This window comes from Pantoea sp. Fr+CA_20 (assembly GCF_024520835.1).
Taxonomy (GTDB): domain Bacteria; phylum Pseudomonadota; class Gammaproteobacteria; order Enterobacterales; family Enterobacteriaceae; genus Pantoea; species Pantoea allii.
This window is the reverse complement of sequence record NZ_JALNPN010000009.1, coordinates 235-17,793: the sequence shown is the minus strand read 5'-3', so window position 1 is coordinate 17,793 and position 17,559 is coordinate 235. Positions and strand designations below refer to the sequence as shown.

Genomic DNA, 17,559 nt, shown 5'->3' with positions numbered 1-17,559 from the left:
ATGTTTGCAGCCAGCCAAAAACGCGTTCTGCCCGGTTTCGGTCTGAGCCTCGGCACCAGCCTGCTGTTTACCTGCCTGGTGCTGCTGCTGCCCATCAGCGCACTGATTATGCAGCTGTCGCAGATGACGCTGCAGCAATACTGGGACGTGGTCACCAATCCTCAACTGATCGCAGCCTACAAAGTGACGCTGCTGTCGGCCGGTGTGGCCTCATTGTTTAATGCCGTATTCGGCATGTTAATGGCATGGATTTTAACGCGCTATCGCTTCCCGGGCCGCACGTTGCTTGACGGGCTGATGGATTTGCCGTTTGCGCTGCCGACCGCCGTGGCGGGCTTGACGCTGGCCGGTCTGTTTTCCGTTAACGGCTGGTACGGGCAGTGGTTTGCCCATTTCGATATCAAGATTTCCTATACCTGGATCGGTATCGCGCTGGCGATGGCGTTCACCAGTATTCCCTTTGTGGTGCGAACCGTGCAGCCGGTGCTGGAAGAGTTAGGTCCCGAATACGAGGAAGCCGCTCAGACACTGGGCGCAACGCCCTGGCAGAGCTTTCGCCGGGTCGTGTTGCCCGAAGTCGCGCCAGCCCTTCTGGCGGGCACTGCGCTGTCGTTTACCCGCAGCCTGGGTGAGTTTGGTGCGGTGATCTTTATCGCGGGCAACATCGCCTGGAAAACCGAAGTGACCTCGCTGATGATTTTTGTCCGCCTGCAGGAATTTGACTACCCGGCAGCCAGCGCTATCGCCTCGGTGATTCTGACGGCATCGCTGCTGTTGCTGTTCGCGATTAATACATTACAAAGCCGATTTGGTCGTCGTCTGGGAGGCCACTAATGGCAGAGATTTCGCAACTCAACACGGCCGATCGCCAGCCGGTTAACTGGAGTAAGTGGCTGCTTATTGGTATTGGCGCACTGATATCGCTGCTTCTGCTGGTGGTGCCGATGGTCTCCATCTTCTGGGAAGCGTTGTACAAAGGGCTGGGCGTGACGTTTAGCAACCTGACCGACAGCGATATGCTGCATGCCATATGGCTGACAGTGCTGGTCGCGTTGATTACCGTGCCGGTGAATTTAGTGTTCGGCACGCTGCTGGCCTGGCTGGTGACACGCTTTACCTTTCCCGGTCGCCAGCTGCTTTTAACGCTGTTCGACATTCCGTTTGCCGTATCGCCTGTCGTGGCGGGCCTGATGTATCTCCTGTTCTGGGGCATCAATGGCCCGGCGGGGGGCTGGCTGGATGCCCATAATATTCAGGTGATGTTCTCCTGGCCTGGCCTGGTGCTGGTCACCGTCTTCGTTACCTGTCCGTTTGTGGTGCGCGAACTGGTGCCGGTGATGCTGAGTCAGGGCAGTCATGAGGACGAAGCCGCCGTGCTGTTAGGTGCCTCGGGCTGGCAGATGTTCCGTCGCGTTACGCTGCCCAACATTCGCTGGGCCATGCTGTATGGCGTTGTGCTGACAAACGCCCGCGCCATTGGTGAATTCGGCGCGGTATCGGTGGTATCCGGTTCTATTCGCGGTGAAACCTATACCTTACCGCTTCAGGTTGAATTACTGCATCAGGATTACAATACGGTAGGCGCCTTTACTGCTGCGGCCTTACTGACCGTGATGGCAATCGTGACGCTGTTTCTGAAAAGCATTGTGCAATGGCGTTTAGAGCAACAGCATAAACGCCTGCAACTGGAGGACAATCATGAGCATTGAGATTAACCAGATCAACAAATCCTTTGGTCGCACAGCGGTGCTGAACGATATCTCACTGGATATTCCTTCTGGCCAGATGGTGGCATTACTGGGGCCGTCCGGTTCCGGTAAAACAACGCTGCTGCGTATTATCGCCGGGCTGGAGCATCAGAACAGCGGTCAGATCCGTTTTCATGACCACGATGTCAGCCGTCTGCATGCGCGCGAGCGTCAGGTAGGCTTTGTCTTCCAGCACTATGCGCTGTTCCGCCATATGACGGTATTTGACAACATTGCCTTTGGTCTGACGGTGTTGCCGCGCCGTGAGCGTCCGTCCAGTGCGGAGATCAAGCAGCGCGTCACGCGCCTGCTGGAGATGGTGCAACTGTCCCATCTGGCAAACCGTTTTCCGGCCCAGCTTTCCGGCGGGCAGAAACAGCGCGTCGCGTTGGCAAGGGCGCTGGCGGTGGAACCGCAAATCCTGCTGCTGGATGAGCCGTTTGGCGCGCTGGATGCGCAGGTGCGCAAAGAGTTGCGTCGCTGGTTACGCCAACTGCATGAAGAATTGAAGTTTACCAGCGTGTTTGTGACGCACGATCAGGAAGAGGCGATGGAAGTGGCCGATCGCGTGGTGGTGATGAGCCAGGGCAGCATCGAACAGGTGGGCACGCCGGACGAGGTCTGGCGCGATCCTGCCACGCGTTTCGTGCTGGAGTTCCTGGGTGAGGTTAACCGCTTTGACGGTGAAGTTCATGGCTCTCAGTTCCATGTGGGTGCGCATCACTGGCCGTTAGGTTATACCTCAGCACATCAGGGCGCGGTCGATCTGTTCCTGCGTCCGTGGGAAATCGACGTTTCACGCAGGAGCAGCCTGGAAACGCCATTGCCTGTTCAGGTCTTAGAGGTAAGCCCTCGCGGTCATTTCTGGCAGTTGGTAGTGCAGCCAAGCGGATGGCAGAGCGAGCCGTTCTCGCTGGTCTTTGATGGCGAACAAACCGCACCGCTGCGTGGCGAACGCCTGTTCGTCGGGTTACAGCAGGCCCGACTGTATCAGGGGGCGACGCCGTTACGGGCGGTTGCCTTTGCGCATAGCGCCTGATATTTTCTTTTTCACGCAGGGCGGGACAGTGTCCCGCCTTTTTAATGACCGTTATACCGCAATGATTCAGGCTGAAGCCTGAACGATGGCGGATAGCGTTTTGCCAGGAAATGCACCGTGACCACTCTGGAAGACACCATCGGTAATACGCCGCTCATCAGGTTGCAACGCCTGACGCCTGACAACGGCAGTGAGGTCTGGCTTAAACTGGAAGGGAATAATCCCGCCGGTTCAGTGAAAGATCGCGCCGCCTGGTCGATGATCCATCAGGCGGAGCGGCGCGGTGACATTACTCCAGGCGATCGGCTGATTGAAGCCACCAGCGGCAACACCGGTATTGCGCTGGCGATGATTGCGGCAATGAAAGGTTATAAGCTACGGCTGCTGATGCCGGATAACATGAGCCAGGAGCGGCAGGATGCGATGCGTGCCTATGGTGCCGAGCTGGTGCTGGTCAGCCGTGAACAGGGAATGGAAGGCGCCCGCGATCGGGCCCAGGAGATGGCTGCTCGGGGTGAAGGCACCGTACTGGATCAGTTTAATAATCCCGACAATCCACTTGGCCACTACCAAACCACCGGGCCGGAGCTGTGGCAGCAGTCGAAACAGCGGATGACCCACTTTGTTTCCAGCATGGGCACCACCGGCACGATTACCGGCGTAGGTCGGTTTTTAAAAGATCATCATACCGGCGTCAAAGTGATTGGCCTGCAGCCGACCGAAGGCAGCAGTATTCCCGGCATCCGCCGCTGGCCACAGGCCTATATGCCGGGCATTTATCGTCCTGAGTTGGTGGATGAGATTATTGATATGGGCCAGCAGGAAGCCGAAGAAACCATGCGCGCGCTGGCGCGTCGTGAGGGCATTTTCTGTGGCGTCAGTTCCGGTGGCTCGGTTGCCGGGGCGTTGCGCATTGCCAAAGCCTGGCCGGGAAGCGTGGTGGTGGCCATCGTCTGTGACCGTGGCGATCGCTATCTTTCTACCGGCATCTATCAGTAGCGTGTCGTCAATATCGACGCGTTAAGAAAGGCTTGTGCTATCCGCCGGGTGCATAAGCCTTTTTTATTTGCCTGGGTTCGCACTATGCTTAATCGCATCTGTAAGGATCGCGTAAAACCGGCTGCGCATTGCGCTGACTCGGGTCAAAATAGCGCCAGTTACACATGAGAGATAACAATGAAAATCTTGCTGGTAGATGACGACGTAGAGTTAGGCACGATGTTAAGCCAATATCTGATTACGGAAGGCTTTGACACGCAACTGGTTTTAACCGGCACGGCCGGGGTTCAGGGGGCGCTGTCCGGTGAGTTTAGCGCCATGATCCTGGATATCATGCTGCCCGATATGAGCGGCACCGATGTGCTGCGCCAGGTGCGTCAGCAAAGCCGCTTACCGGTAATTATGCTGACCGCCAAAGGCGATAACATTGACCGGGTCATCGGGCTGGAGATGGGCGCTGATGACTATATGCCCAAGCCCTGTTATCCCCGTGAGCTGGTTGCGCGTTTGCGTGCCGTACTGCGCCGCGTTGAGGAGCTTGCGCCGCCGCAGGACAAGAAAGAGACACTGCAATGGGGCGAGTTAACCCTCAATTCGGCCAGGCGCATTACGGAATGGCGTGGCAAAACCTTTGACCTGACCGCTTCAGAATTTAACCTGCTCGATTTGCTGTTGCGCTCACCCGACCGTGTTGTCACCAAAGACGAACTGTCAGAAAAAGGGCTGGGACGACCGCGTGAGGCTTACGATCGTAGCGTGGACGTGCACATCAGCAATATCCGTCAGAAACTCAGTGCGCTGACGGCGGAGAGCATTACGATTGAAACCGTCCGCAGCATTGGCTATCGCATTCGATGAATCACAGCTATCGCGGACGCATGTTCTGGAAGATCCTGCTGGGCTTCTGGCTGGTGTTTGTCATTATCAGCCAGCTTATCTGGTTGGGGTTTTCGCTTTCCGGTACCCGACACCATCCACCTGAACTCCTGGTGACACAGCGTCTGGCTGACGTGCTAATGGCGTCAGCGTCATCTGTGCTGGAACGTGAAGGGCCCGCCGCACTTGCGGTAATGACAGCGGAATGGACGCCTGAAGAACGGCAATTTCTCAGCATCAATCCCGTTGATGATCTTCAGTCTGACGCCACTGCAATCCCCTCCGTTTCCGAAACACCCGATAAATCACTATTTCCCGACCAGCTGGTGCGCCAGGTGCAAGGTGCCGACGGCAAGGATTATGAGCTCCTGTACGATCTCAGAGGCATGCGCGAACGGAGTCGGGAAGGGCGGCCGCACAGTTTCCTGAATATTCCCGAGCCGATGTTTATCTTTGCTGGCTCGGTGGGGCTGCTGTTCAGTTTGCTTCTCGCCTGGAACCTGACCCGGCCGATGCGACAGCTGCGTGAAGGATTTTCCCGGGTGGCAAATGGTGATTTGCGCGTCCGGCTTTACCCGGCGTTGCGTAAACGTCACGATGAGCTGTCCAGCGTGGCACAGGCCTTTGATGCCATGGTGGAGCGGCTGGATACGCTGGTGAAGGCGCGTGAAGCTCTGCTTCATGATATCTCCCATGAACTGCGTTCCCCGCTTGCCCGCCTGCAACTGGCAACCGGCCTGGCACGGCAACGGCCGGAAAACGTGAATGCTTCGCTGGATCGCATTGACGAAGAGGCACAACGGCTCGATAAGATGATCGGCGAGCTGTTGACCCTGGCGCGTGCGGAGCATGAAAGTATGCCGGGTGAACACTATTTTGATCTGGCGGGATTGTTAGAGGCGGTCGTGACAGATCTGCGTTATGAAGCGCAGATTCCCGGTGTTGAGGTGACGTTTGACGTTGACGGTCAGGCCGATCATACCGTGCGCGGCAATGCTGAACTGTGTCGTCGTGGCATTGAGAATGTGTTGCGCAATGCGTTGCGCTTCTCGCTTCCGGGACAGCGGATTGAGGTGAGCCTGAAGGTGGAATCTCAGTGGCTGGCCATTCACGTGCGCGATCAGGGGCCTGGCGTGGATGAAACCAAGCTCTCCAGTATTTTCGACCCTTTTGTGCGGGTGAATTCACCCCTGATGGGGAAAGGTTATGGGCTGGGGCTCGCTATCGTGCGTAAGGTGGTTCTGGCGCATCATGGCGAAGTCCGCGCCGTTAACCGGCCAGAAGGCGGTCTTGAGTTGACCCTGCGTTTACCGCGTTGGCAGCCGCATTAATGTTGTCACAGGCCATAAAAAAACGGCACCTTTGAGGGTGCCGTTTTTCTTTTTACATCTTAGTGCGGATTACTTCTTAATACGAATCACCGGCGTTTCACCCACGATGACCTGACCAGAAAGCTTAGTCAGCTCTTTGATCTCATCCATGTTGGAAATGACAACCGGTGTTAACGTTGATTTTGCTTTCTCTTCCAGCAGGGCCAGATCGAACTCGATAACCACGTCGCCTTTTTTAACCTTCTGACCTTCTTCAGCGATACGTTTAAAGCCTTCACCTTTCAGCTCAACGGTATCAATACCGAAATGAACGAAAAGCTCAATGCCATTATCTGATTCAATTGAAAAGGCGTGATTGGTTTCAAAAATCTTGCCGATAGTACCGTCAACCGGTGCAACCATTTTGTTGCCGCTGGGTTTGATCGCAATACCGTCACCCACGATTTTTTCTGCAAACACCACATCTGGTACGTCTTCAATGTTCACGATTTCGCCTGACAGAGGCGCTACGATATCAATTGTCCCAGCGCTATCTGTTTTTTCGCCAAAAAGTTTAGAAAACAAACCCATGATCTTCTCCTAAGCAGTAATTTGGGGCCAGCATCTCGTGGATCAGCAGAGCGTTTTTTCTTTAATGAACTTGTTAACCAGGTTCATCAAGTCTTCCGCCGTAGGTTGAGCCAGTGCCTGCTCTGCCAACGCCTTCGCATCTTCGAAATGTGTATTACGAATAATTTTCTTGATGCCAGGGATAGAAATGGCACTCATGCTGAATTCGTCCAGCCCCATTCCCAGTAACAGTAGTGTAGCACGTTCGTCACCTGCCAGCTCACCACACATGCCAGTCCATTTACCTTCAGCATGAGACGCATCAATAACTTGTTTGATGAGGTTCAATACTGACGGTGTCATTGGGTTATACAGGTGCGAAATCAAATCATTACCACGGTCTACTGCAAGAGTATACTGCGTCAAATCGTTTGTCCCAATGCTAAAGAAGTCGACTTCTTTAGCCAGGTGACGGGCAATCACGGCAGAAGCGGGGGTTTCAACCATAATGCCGACTTCGATTGACTCATCAAACGCTTTGCCTTCTTCGCGTAACTGCCCTTTAAGCAGCTCCAGTTCCGCTTTCAGACTGCGTACTTCTTCGACCGAAATAATCATCGGGAACATGATACGCAGCTTACCGAAGGAGGAGGCTCGCAGAATGGCGCGCAGCTGAGCATGCAGGATCTCTTTACGATCCATCGCGATACGGATAGCACGCCAGCCCAGGAACGGGTTCTCTTCTTTTGGCAGGTTCATGTAAGGCAGGTCTTTGTCACCGCCGATGTCCATGGTACGCACGATAACGGCCTGCGATCCCATCGCTTCAGCAACGGCTTTATAGGCCTGGAACTGCTCTTCTTCAGTAGGCAGCGAATCGCGATCCATAAACAGGAACTCGGTGCGGTACAGACCTACACCTTCAGCGCCGTTACGTTCGGCACCGGCGATATCACGCACGGTTCCGATATTGGCGCAGACTTCGACCTGATGACCATCCAGCGTCACCGCCGGCAGGTCTTTCAGCTTGGCCAGTTCATGTTTTTCTGAATGATACTGATGCTGAACGGCTTTCAGCTCTTCCTGAACCGCTTCAGACGGGTTAATGTGAATCGCATTGTTCACGCCATCCAGAATAATGAAATCGCCGTTCTTGATCGTGGCAGTCACGTTACCGGTACCGACGATTGCCGGGATCTCTAACGAGCGAGCCATGATTGACGTGTGCGAAGTCCGACCGCCCAAATCGGTAATAAAGCCCAGCACCTTTTTCAGGTTCAGCTGTGCGGTTTCTGACGGCGTTAAATCTTTCGCCACCAGAATAGATTCGTCCTGGATTGCGCTCAGGTCGACAATGTGCAGACCTAAAATATTTTGCAGCAGGCGTTTGCCGATGTCGCGCACGTCCGCCGCGCGCTCTTTCAGGTATTCATCGTCCAGCTCTTCCAGGGCTTTAGCCTGGGCGTCAATCACTGAGTTCACAGCGGCATCGGCAGTAGCGTGATCTTTTTTGATCAGGTCGGTGATTTCCTGCTCCAGCTCTTCGTCTTCCAGCAACATGATGTGGCCTTCGAAGATCGCTGCTTTTTCTTCACCCAGGGTTTCGCTGGCTTTAATGCGAATGGCTTCCAGCTGCTCAGCCGCTTTGCCACGGCCCTGAAGAAAACGCTGAATTTCCTGCTCAACCTGATCATCTGAAATCTTTTTGCGGTTGATGACGATCTCGTCTTCTTTCAGCAGCAGAGCTTTGCCGAAAGCGATACCTGGTGATGCTAAAATGCCTGAAATCATAACCTTACCTTTTTATCACGATGGCTGACTGGACTCGTTGCATTGCCATAGTCGTGGGACACGTACTCTACGAAAGCAATAACGCGGACAGTTTGTCCGCGATCAAGATGTTGCACGCAATGGCGCAGAAGAGTCGTTTTAAAGCGGTGCAGAAAGGAGATTACTCCAGTTCCGCCATCAGCTTAACCAAATGCTCTACGGCTTTTTGCTCATCTTCACCTTCCGCAGAAAGTGTGACAACGGTGCCCTGGGTCAGACCCAACGTCTGCAGCTTGAACAGGCTTTTCGCGCTGGCAGATTTACCATTGGAGGTGACAGTGATTTCTGACTGGAAGGCTTTAGCTTCTTTGACAAATTGCGCAGCAGGGCGAGTATGCAGTCCGTTTGGTGCGGTAATGGTAACTTCTTGCTGGAACATTCTATTTCCCCAACTTTTTCAGGATTAGTGTTATGGATCTAAAGTCTAGCCTGGAGCCGTAACTTTAGCCTGTGTAGGTGCGCGGGTATACATCTTACTGTCTGACAAATGCGCTTGAATGAGTCTTTCTTTCCCGCTGAGTGTCAAAAAGCGTTTTGAGCACGTCACCGGGTAATTATGCCGTGATTCGCCCTTTCACTAAATCTGAATATTGACTCAGCTTGATCCACTTCAAAGGAGGATTAATTTCAGGCTTCGAAATAATTGGCAGTCTAAATACCAGAGCCACGTTACTGAAATCAATCTGCCGCATGGTAAAAGTGAGATCTACGCCACAAAAAAGCACCCATCTGGGTGCTTTTTAAGCATTTATCCGAAAGCCTTCCCGCTTACTGCAGTTCTTTCTCGGTAAAGAGATCGGCAAACAGGGCAGTACTCAGATAGCGCTCACCAGAAGAGGGGAGGATAACCACAATATTCTTGTCGGCATAGGCTTCGTCTTCCTGCAGCTTCAGCGCGGCGGCGACGGCAGCGCCAGAGGAAATACCTGCCAGAATACCTTCTTCTTCCATCAGACGACGTGCCGTAGAGATAGCGTCTTCGTTGGTGATGGCGACAGCCAGGTCAATCAGCGCCAGATCCAGGTTGCCGGGAATAAAACCGGCACCAATGCCCTGAATTTTATGTGGGCCAGGTTTCAGCTCTTCGCCTGCCATTGCCTGAGCAATCACGGGAGAATCGGTTGGCTCGACCGCTACCGTGATCAATGATTTTTTACCCTTGGTGTTTTTGATGTAGCGGCTCACACCTGTCAGGGTGCCACCGGTGCCGACACCGGCAATAAACACATCCACTTCACCATCGGTGTCTTCCCAGATTTCCGGGCCGGTGGTCTTTTCATGAATTTCCGGGTTAGCCGGGTTGCTGAACTGCTGCAGCAGCAAGAATTTATCCGGATTGCTGGCAACAATCTCTTCAGCTTTGCCGATTGCGCCTTTCATGCCTTTTGCGCCTTCGGTCAGCACCAGGTTCGCACCCAATGCTTTCAGCAGTTTACGACGCTCAACGGACATGGTGTCCGGCATGGTCAGCGTCAGCTTATAACCGCGTGCGGCAGCCACGTACGCCAGTGCAATCCCGGTGTTACCACTGGTCGGCTCAACCAGCTCAATGCCGGGCTTAAGAATACCGCGCTTTTCTGCGTCCCAAATCATATTGGCACCGATACGGCATTTCACACTAAAGCTTGGGTTACGGGACTCAACCTTGACAAGGATGCGGCCGTTACCGATGCGGTTCAGTCGAACCAGCGGCGTATGACCAATTGTTAAAGAGTTGTCTTCATAAATCTTGCTCATAGCCTGTCCTTAACTGTATGAATTATTGGGAACCCTCAGAGCATACCTGTTCTTCTTTCTGGCGGAAGGAAAGAAATCATATATCTATATGTCTCATGGCAATAAGACCTGCAAAAAATCGCATAAGGCTGGCTGATGAGTTTAGCCTGGGTTTGCGCGGGCAAGGCGCGTGCGATAGCGATCGACCCACATCGCCGTTGCGCCACAAACCGCCACCGGCATGATGGCAAGGTTAACTACAGGAATCATAGTAAACAGGCTGACCAGCGCCCCAAACTGCATATTCGCCGTCTTGTGCTGACGCAAGGCATGGCGCATTTGCTGAAAACCTACCTTATGGTTATCGAAAGGATAGTCGCAGTATTGAATGGACAGCATCCATGCGCTGAACATAAACCACAGCACCGGCGCGACAGTTTGCCCAAAGCCCGGAATAAAGTAGAGCAGCAGTAAGCCAAGCGCGCGGGGCAGGTAGTAGCCCAGCTTCTGTAATTCACGTTTCATGATACGCGGTATATCTTTGAGCATGCCGACCCAGCCGCTGTCGGGGAGCGGTTTGCCGGTCAGGCGCGCTTCCAGTTGTTCTGCCAGCAGGCCACAAAAGGGGGCAGCAATCAGATTGGCTATAGTGGAAAAGAAGTAGCTGAACACCAGCACGACGGAAATCACAGACAGCGGCCACAGCAAATAGCTCAGCCACTGCAGCCAGTCTGGCACATGGGACATTAACTGTGGTATCCACGTATCCAGCTGGTAAAAAAGCCACACGAAAGCGCCGCCCAGCAGAACGATATTGACCAGTAAAGGGATGATCACGAAGCGCCTGAGGCCGGGTAATCTGACCAGCTTCCAGCCCTGGCTGAAGTAGTGCACACCGTTAAAAGAGGATACCGAATTGTTTACAGCCATAGAGCCCATTCTCCTGAAGATGTTAAGGCGCGCCCACTATAACCTGGCTTTTTCTGCTGGCCAGGTGCCGTTTGGGTAAAAAAACAGCGAAAAAGCGTGGGTGGTCTATCTTATTTGTGAGAAAATACTGCACAGACTTGCACTTATCTGGCAGGGCAAATACAGTTAGAGAATAAAGTTTGCCGCGGTGGCAAGGTATTGGAACAACAGAGAATACAATGATGCAGGATTTGCGTCTGATATTAATCGTTGTTGGCGCGATCGCCATTATAGCGCTTCTTATTCACGGACTGTGGACCAGCCGTAAAGAGCGCTCTTCAGTGTTCCGCGATCGCCCTCACAAACGTTTGAAACAACGTGATGAACATGATGATGAGACCCTGACCGATGACGTAGCAGAAGGCGTCGGTGAAGTTCGTGTGCGCCACACGCGCGAACACCAGGAGCCTCATTTCGATGACACTCGCGTGCAGCCGGACGAGCCTGTCACAGCAGCGCGTGCGCGTCAGTCATCCACCGCCGGGCCTGACAGCGATCCGCTTTTTGCCCCAGCGCCAACGTCTGAACCTACGCCCCAGCAACGGCCCGCGCCAGCACGCCAGCAGCCTACCTTTGTTGCCGCGCCTCCGGTACAGGCGGACCCTCTGCTGGATGCCGACCCGCTGGATGCGGTGCAGCCTAATCCGGTTTACCAGGCGGCACCTGAGCCTGAGCCTGAAGTGGTTAGCCCGCCGCAGCCTAAGCAGCCCGAGTCCCGACCGGCGGCCAGCAGCAAACCGAAAGAAGCCGTGTTGGTTCTGCATGTTGCCGCCCATTCTGGTGGTCAACTTAATGGTGAAGCGCTGTTACAGGGCATTTTGCAGGCCGGCTTCCAGTATGGCGAAATGAACATCTTCCATCGCCATCTCAGTCCGGCCGGAAGTGGCCCGGTGCTGTTTAGCCTGGCTAACATGGTCAAACCCGGTTCATTTAATCCAGACGAAATGACCGACTTCACTACGCCTGGCGTGTCCATTTTCATGATGGTGCCGTCGTATGGTGATGCGAATCAGAATTTCAAACTGATGCTGCAGTCGGCACAGCGCATCGCGGACGATGTCGGTGGCGTGGTACTTGATGACGAGCGCCGCATGATGACGCCGCAGAAACTGGAAACCTACAAAGCGCGTATCCGCGATGTGGTTGAATCCAGAGACTGATCCGCACTTTTCCAATTTGTTATGATAAACCCCCGCCTGTCGGGGGTTTTTTATCTGATGGGGTTATATGAAATCCGTCCAGGAACACATCACCGAACTGCGCACTACGCTGCGCCATCATGAATACCTTTATCACGTAATGGATGCGCCGGACGTTCCCGATGCGGAATACGACCGTTTGATGCGTGAACTGCGTGAGCTTGAAGAACAACATCCCGATCTGATTACCCCGGATTCACCGACGCAACGCGTGGGTGCTGCTCCGCTGATGGTGTTTGAGCAGGTACGTCATGAAGTTCCCATGCTGTCACTGGATAATGCTTTTGATGAAGCCAGCTTTAGAGCGTTCAACAAACGCGTTCAGGATCGTCTGAAAAGCAGCGACGATCTGGTTTACTGCTGCGAACTCAAACTGGATGGCCTGGCCGTCAGCCTCTTGTATGAAGATGGACTGTTAACCCGTGCCGCCACACGCGGAGACGGAACGACCGGCGAGAATATCACCACCAATGTGCGGACGATTCGCGCCATTCCGCTGCGGCTCAAAGGCGAGAATATTCCCGCCCGCGTCGAAGTGCGCGGTGAAGTCTTTATGACCCAACGCGGTTTCGAAAAGCTGAACGCTGAAGCGCGCCGTACCGAGGGCAAAGTCTTTGCCAATCCGCGCAATGCGGCAGCGGGTTCCCTGCGCCAGCTTGATCCGCGAATCACCGCGAAACGACCACTGACCTTCTTTTGCTACGGGTTAGGTCTGCTGGAAGGGGGCGAGATGCCGCGCAGCCACATGGCGCGTCTGCAACAGTTTAAAGCCTGGGGTTTGCCCGTCAGCGATCGTATTCGTCTGGCTCATAATGCCGATGAGGCTCTGGCGTTTTATCACGACGTTGAAGCCCAGCGTACAGCGCTGGGGTTTGATATTGATGGCGTGGTGATCAAAGTCGATTCTCAGGATTTGCAGGAAAAACTGGGCTTTGTGGCCCGCGCGCCCCGTTGGGCGGTGGCTTTCAAGTTCCCCGCCCAGGAGCAGATGACCGTGGTGCGTGATGTCGAATTCCAGGTCGGCCGCACAGGGGCGATTACGCCTGTCGCCCGACTGGAGCCGGTGCAGGTGGCAGGCGTCATGGTCAGCAATGCCACCTTGCATAATGCGGACGAGATTGAACGGCTTGACCTGCGTATCGGCGATAAGGTGGTTATTCGCCGTGCCGGTGACGTTATCCCTCAGGTGGTGAATGTCATCGCCAGCGAACGTCCTGAGGATGCGCGTGAAATCGTGTTTCCTGCCCACTGTCCGGTCTGCGGGTCAGATGTGGAGCGCATCGAAGGCGAAGCCGTGACGCGTTGTACCGGTGGGCTGATCTGTGGCGCGCAGCGCAAAGAAGCGCTGAAGCATTTTGTGTCGCGCCGTGCCATGGATGTGGATGGCATGGGCGATAAGATCATCGATCAACTGGTGGAAAAAGAGTATGTCAAAACGCCAGCGGATCTGTTCCGTTTAACCCGTGAAACTTTGACCGGTCTGGATCGCATGGGCGCGAAATCAGCGCAGAACGTGGTCGATGCGCTGGAGAAGGCCAAATCCACCACGCTGGCGCGCTTCCTGTATGCACTGGGGATTCGTGAAGTCGGAGAAGCCACGGCGGCTAATCTGGCCAACCACTTTGGTGAGTTGCAGAAGGTGATGGACGCCGATCTTGATGCGTTGATTGCGGTGCAGGATGTCGGCACCGTCGTTGCTAAGCATGTCCGCAACTTTATGGAAGAAGAGAGCAATCGGGAAGTCATCCGTCAGTTGGTTGAGGATATTGGCATTCACTGGCCGCAAGTGGTGGTGGTGAAAGCCGAAGAAATTGATAGTCCATTTGCAGGCAAAACCGTGGTGCTCACAGGTTCGCTGTCACAGATGAATCGGGACGATGCCAAGGCCCGTCTTACCGAACTCGGCGCGAAAGTGAGCGGGAGTGTATCCAGGAAAACCGATTTGCTTATCGCTGGCGAAGCTGCCGGTTCAAAGCTGGTGAAGGCGCAGGAGCTGGGCATTGAAGTGATTGATGAGGCTGAAATGATTCGGTTATTGGGGGCCTGAAATGGACAAACAGTATCTGGTTGAGATAGCCAATACAGCCATGCCCTTTGGCAAATATAAAGGCCGGATGCTGATTGATTTGCCTGAACCCTATTTGCTGTGGTTTGCCCGGAGTGGTGATTTTCCGTCAGGGCGTTTAGGTGAGCTGATGCAGCTGACGCTGACCATTAAAATTGAAGGGCTGGAAGGGCTGGTGAAGCCCTTAAAGCGCGGTGAATAAGCACGCTGCCTCGTGGGTATCAAGCCAACAAGGCAGCGTTTGGGTTACTTCTGCGATTCCACCGCCGCGGCTTTTACTTTTTTAGCCTGCATGTCGTTGGTTTTCTTATAGCGCCCGGCTATAAACGAACACACCATTAACTGAACCTGATGAAAGATCATCAAGGGCAAAACGATGATGCCGACCGCACTGGCGGGGAACAGAATGTTCGCCATGGGCACGCCGTTTGCCAGGCTCTTTTTAGAACCACAGAACAGAACAACGATCTCATCCGGGCGGCTGAAGCCGAACAGACGAGAGGCAAAGTAGTTAATCAGCAGTACGATCGTCAGCAGCAGTACGCATCCCGCCAAAATCCACAGCAGCGTATCAACGCCCACGCGTTTCCAGATGCCGTTGACCACGGCTTCACTGAAGGCGGAATAAACGACTAACAGAATGGAGGTTTGATCGGTAATCCCAATCAGACCACGATGTCTTTCCACCCAGCCGCTAATCCAGCGACGCGACAGATGGCCCAGAACAAAAGGCACCAACAGCTGCAGCATGATTTTTCCCACCTGCTCCAGACCATCGCCCGGCCCGTTACTGTTGACGTCCATGACCAGATTCACCAGCAGCGGGGAGATAAATACGCCCAACAGGCTGGATGCCGATGCGCTACATACCGCGGCGGCAACGTTCCCGCCGGCCATCGAGGTAAAGGCAATCGCTGACTGCACGGTGGCAGGTAAGATACACAGATACAGGAAACCGGTATAAATCTCTGCGCCGACGTTTACCGGATGCCACCAGACGATTAGCATGCCGATAGCCGGGAACATCACAAACGTACTGCACATAATCCAGAGATGGAGACGCCAGTGGCTGCTACCGGCAATGATTTTTTCCCGCGATAGCTTGGCACCATGCATAAAGAAAAGCAGGGCAATCGCGGCGGTAGTGAGGTACTGGAAAACGTCAACGAAGCCGCCTCTGGCAGGAATAAAAGAGGCCAACAACACGGTGATGATAAGCTTTATCATCATTGGGTCTATACGTAAAAATCCCATCGTTACAATCCGGTTAAATTAAGTCTGAGAGGATTGTGCGTGATGCGGGTTTAGAAATAAAATTAATTTATTAGATTAATCTATGTGAGAAATCGATGAATTACTCTTTGCGTCAGCTACGCACCTTTGTTGCCGTTGCCCACTATGGCGGCTTTAGCCAGGCCGGGCAGGCTATTGGCCTGAGCCAGTCAGCGGTGAGCCACAGTATAAAAGAGTTGGAAAATGAAATCGGCGTTCGCCTGCTGGACCGTACGACGCGCGAAGTGGTCCTGACTGAGGCCGGACAGCAGCTGGCATCGCGCATGGAAAGGCTGCTGGAAGAGATGAATACGACGCTGCTTGATATTCGCAGCTACGGCGAACAGCGCAGTGGGACGGTACGAATCGCGGCCAGCCAGACCATTTCTGCGCACCTGATGCCGCAATGTCTTGCCGCCAGCCAGCATAGCTATCCTGATATTAAGATCATTTTGCACGATCGCGTTCAGCAGTGGGTGTTAGAAAGTGTACGCAATGCTGAAGTCGATTTTGGGATCGTCATCGGCCCGCTTAATGACACGGATTTTGACTGCTGTGCGATTCTGGACGAACCTTTTCTGCTGTTGTGCCGGGAAGACGATCCGCTTGCCGAGGTAGCACAGGCGCAGTGGTCTATGTTGGACGGCAGGACGATGGTGCTGCAGGATTACGCTTCAGGCAGCCGGATATTAATTGATGCGGCTTTACGCCAGCAGAACGTGAATATTCACGTGATCCAGGAAATCGGCCATCCCGCTACGCTCTTTCCCATGGTTGATGCGGGCATTGGGATCAGCATTTTACCGGCTCTGGCGTTACCGCTACCGGCGGGGCGCGCACTAACGGTACGGCGTCTCTATCCTGAGATCAATCGCACCCTGACGTTAATTAAGCGTAAAAATCGCTCTTTAACGCCAGCGGCCGAAGCGATATGGCAGGAAGTGCGTCAGCAGGCAAGATTGCTGACGCAACAACGCGAATCCAGACCTGCGTTTTAAATATAAACGTCAAGTTGGTTGTTTTGCGTAGGGCGATTGACACCATCTGCAGGGGCAGTATTACCTTCTTTTTGCGCCTGCTTTGCTTCAGCTTTCTGTTGCTCTTTGCGTTGTAACTGCTGGATTTGCGCTTCTAAAACCTGGATTTGTGCCTTAATCGTATCTTGCTGCTTCTTTTTCTCCTCTGTGGTCATCGTCTTATCGTCGCCCAAACTTTTCAGTTGGTCGTTGAGACGAGAAATCTGCTTATTCAGGCTGGCGATTTGTGATGCGGTATCACTTGAATTGACCGTGTCTGATGAACTGCCGCTTCCGATACTCGGTGTGCTGGTTAATATAGTTGTCATGAGGCTCTCCTTACAATTAGACGTTTTAGGTTATCGGACGTTAACAGGAAAAGCTTAATGTCTCTGAGTGTTAAATATGTGAAAAGATTCTTACATTCTTGCGTGAGGTTAAGGCGGGCAGGGAAGATGAGAGGTGACGGCAGGTAAGATGGACCCGACTGGCATCTGAGCACAGAAAAGAAAAAGGGCCGCCAGCGCTTTATGTGAAGAGGGATGTTGTGCAGGGTTTCTCCCGTCCGGGCCTCGCCCTTCGGGTGATGCTGGCGCATCAGCCTGAACCGCTTTGCGATTCAGTCGAACCTGCCGGCAGGTTCTCATCCCGCACGTTTTACGCATAGCAAAAAGGCGCCTTTAGGGCGCCTTTCAACATTGGTGGGTCGTGCAGGATTGCCTCGGCCCGGTGGGCCTCGCCCTTCGGGTGATGCTGGCGCATCAGCCTGAATCGCTTTGCGATTCAGTCGAACCTGCAGCAGGTTCTCATCCTGCACGTCAGACATCGGAGCGCAGAAACGAAAAAAGCGCCTGAAGGCGCTTTTTTCTGAATTTGGTGGGTCGTGCAGGATTGCCTCGGCCCGGTGGGCCTCGCCCTTCGGGTGATGCTGGCGCATCAGCCTGAATCGC

The 17,559-nt window shown here is 53.9% G+C and carries 17 protein-coding genes and 2 other RNA genes; 10 read left to right on the top strand and 9 right to left on the bottom strand.

Going from position 1 to position 17,559, the window contains the following annotated elements; all coding sequences use genetic code 11:
- From cysT to NR177_RS12755, 6 genes are all read left to right on the top strand, one after another.
- Window positions 1–834: a sulfate/thiosulfate ABC transporter permease CysT gene (gene cysT, locus NR177_RS12780; protein ID WP_063880477.1), complete on the top strand. Its 834-nt coding sequence runs from the start codon at window positions 1–3 to the stop codon at window positions 832–834.
- On the top strand, window positions 834–1,709 hold the full coding sequence (cysW, locus tag NR177_RS12775; RefSeq protein ID WP_256853011.1) for a sulfate/thiosulfate ABC transporter permease CysW: 876 nt from the start codon (window positions 834–836) through the stop codon (window positions 1,707–1,709). The genes cysT and cysW overlap by 1 nt, the downstream gene beginning before the upstream one ends.
- On the top strand, window positions 1,699–2,787 hold the full coding sequence (cysA, locus tag NR177_RS12770; RefSeq protein ID WP_109717587.1) for a sulfate/thiosulfate ABC transporter ATP-binding protein CysA: 1,089 nt from the start codon (window positions 1,699–1,701) through the stop codon (window positions 2,785–2,787). The genes cysW and cysA overlap by 11 nt, the downstream gene beginning before the upstream one ends.
- Window positions 2,788–2,904: 117 nt before the next feature.
- The gene (gene cysM, locus NR177_RS12765) at window positions 2,905–3,786 is read left to right on the top strand and encodes a cysteine synthase CysM (protein ID WP_063880471.1); all 882 of its coding nucleotides are present in this window, start codon (window positions 2,905–2,907) and stop codon (window positions 3,784–3,786) included.
- A 177-nt stretch (window positions 3,787–3,963) separates the two neighbouring features.
- Window positions 3,964–4,644: a response regulator transcription factor gene (locus NR177_RS12760; RefSeq protein ID WP_063880470.1), complete on the top strand. Its 681-nt coding sequence runs from the start codon at window positions 3,964–3,966 to the stop codon at window positions 4,642–4,644.
- Window positions 4,641–5,993 (top strand): ATP-binding protein, encoded by a 1,353-nt coding sequence (locus NR177_RS12755; protein ID WP_256853010.1) that lies wholly within the window; start codon window positions 4,641–4,643, stop codon window positions 5,991–5,993. The genes NR177_RS12760 and NR177_RS12755 overlap by 4 nt, the downstream gene beginning before the upstream one ends.
- A gap of 69 nt (window positions 5,994–6,062) precedes the next feature.
- Here the strand turns inward: NR177_RS12755 and crr are convergent, their stop codons facing one another.
- From crr to cysZ, 5 genes are all read right to left on the bottom strand, one after another.
- Window positions 6,063–6,563, bottom strand: coding sequence for a PTS glucose transporter subunit IIA (crr, locus tag NR177_RS12750; RefSeq protein WP_063880468.1), 501 nt, complete (start codon window positions 6,561–6,563; stop codon window positions 6,063–6,065).
- 42 nt (window positions 6,564–6,605) lie between these two features.
- Window positions 6,606–8,333 (bottom strand): phosphoenolpyruvate-protein phosphotransferase PtsI, encoded by a 1,728-nt coding sequence (gene ptsI / locus NR177_RS12745; RefSeq protein WP_145394048.1) that lies wholly within the window; start codon window positions 8,331–8,333, stop codon window positions 6,606–6,608.
- Window positions 8,334–8,493: 160 nt separating this feature from the next.
- On the bottom strand, window positions 8,494–8,751 hold the full coding sequence (gene ptsH, locus NR177_RS12740) for a phosphocarrier protein Hpr (protein WP_003848868.1): 258 nt from the start codon (window positions 8,749–8,751) through the stop codon (window positions 8,494–8,496).
- Window positions 8,752–9,140: 389 nt separating this feature from the next.
- The gene (gene cysK / locus NR177_RS12735; RefSeq protein ID WP_063880466.1) at window positions 9,141–10,109 is read right to left on the bottom strand and encodes a cysteine synthase A; all 969 of its coding nucleotides are present in this window, start codon (window positions 10,107–10,109) and stop codon (window positions 9,141–9,143) included.
- 141 nt (window positions 10,110–10,250) lie between these two features.
- Window positions 10,251–11,018, bottom strand: coding sequence for a sulfate transporter CysZ (cysZ, locus tag NR177_RS12730; RefSeq protein WP_256853009.1), 768 nt, complete (start codon window positions 11,016–11,018; stop codon window positions 10,251–10,253).
- 218 nt (window positions 11,019–11,236) lie between these two features.
- Between cysZ and zipA the strand changes: the two genes are divergently transcribed.
- The 3 genes from zipA to NR177_RS12715 all read left to right on the top strand — a co-directional run bounded on the left by zipA (window position 11,237) and on the right by NR177_RS12715 (window position 14,523).
- Window positions 11,237–12,217 carry a cell division protein ZipA gene (gene zipA / locus NR177_RS12725; protein ID WP_256853008.1) on the top strand — a complete coding sequence of 327 codons (981 nt, stop codon included), beginning with the start codon at window positions 11,237–11,239 and terminating at the stop codon, window positions 12,215–12,217.
- A gap of 67 nt (window positions 12,218–12,284) precedes the next feature.
- Window positions 12,285–14,303: an NAD-dependent DNA ligase LigA gene (gene ligA / locus NR177_RS12720; RefSeq protein WP_256853007.1), complete on the top strand. Its 2,019-nt coding sequence runs from the start codon at window positions 12,285–12,287 to the stop codon at window positions 14,301–14,303.
- A 1-nt stretch (window position 14,304) separates the two neighbouring features.
- Complete coding sequence (locus tag NR177_RS12715; protein WP_063880462.1) at window positions 14,305–14,523, top strand: DUF3820 family protein; 219 nt, start codon at window positions 14,305–14,307, stop codon at window positions 14,521–14,523.
- A 44-nt stretch (window positions 14,524–14,567) separates the two neighbouring features.
- On the opposite strand, the gene NR177_RS12710 is transcribed toward NR177_RS12715, so the two are convergent.
- Window positions 14,568–15,575 carry a bile acid:sodium symporter family protein gene (locus NR177_RS12710; protein ID WP_063880461.1) on the bottom strand — a complete coding sequence of 336 codons (1,008 nt, stop codon included), beginning with the start codon at window positions 15,573–15,575 and terminating at the stop codon, window positions 14,568–14,570.
- 95 nt (window positions 15,576–15,670) lie between these two features.
- Between NR177_RS12710 and NR177_RS12705 the strand changes: the two genes are divergently transcribed.
- A complete protein-coding gene (locus NR177_RS12705) occupies window positions 15,671–16,591 on the top strand; it encodes a LysR family transcriptional regulator (RefSeq protein ID WP_256853006.1) in 921 nt (306 codons plus the stop codon).
- Here the strand turns inward: NR177_RS12705 and NR177_RS12700 are convergent.
- The 3 genes from NR177_RS12700 to NR177_RS12690 all read right to left on the bottom strand — a co-directional run bounded on the left by NR177_RS12700 (window position 16,588) and on the right by NR177_RS12690 (window position 17,440).
- On the bottom strand, window positions 16,588–16,938 hold the full coding sequence (locus NR177_RS12700; protein ID WP_096012872.1) for a FlxA-like family protein: 351 nt from the start codon (window positions 16,936–16,938) through the stop codon (window positions 16,588–16,590). The two genes, NR177_RS12705 and NR177_RS12700, sit on opposite strands and share 4 nt — an antisense overlap.
- Window positions 16,939–17,147: 209 nt before the next feature.
- A non-coding RNA gene (locus NR177_RS12695) (RtT sRNA) lies at window positions 17,148–17,277 on the bottom strand.
- A gap of 31 nt (window positions 17,278–17,308) precedes the next feature.
- Window positions 17,309–17,440, bottom strand: a non-coding RNA gene (locus tag NR177_RS12690) — RtT sRNA.
- Window positions 17,441–17,559 lie beyond the last annotated feature (119 nt).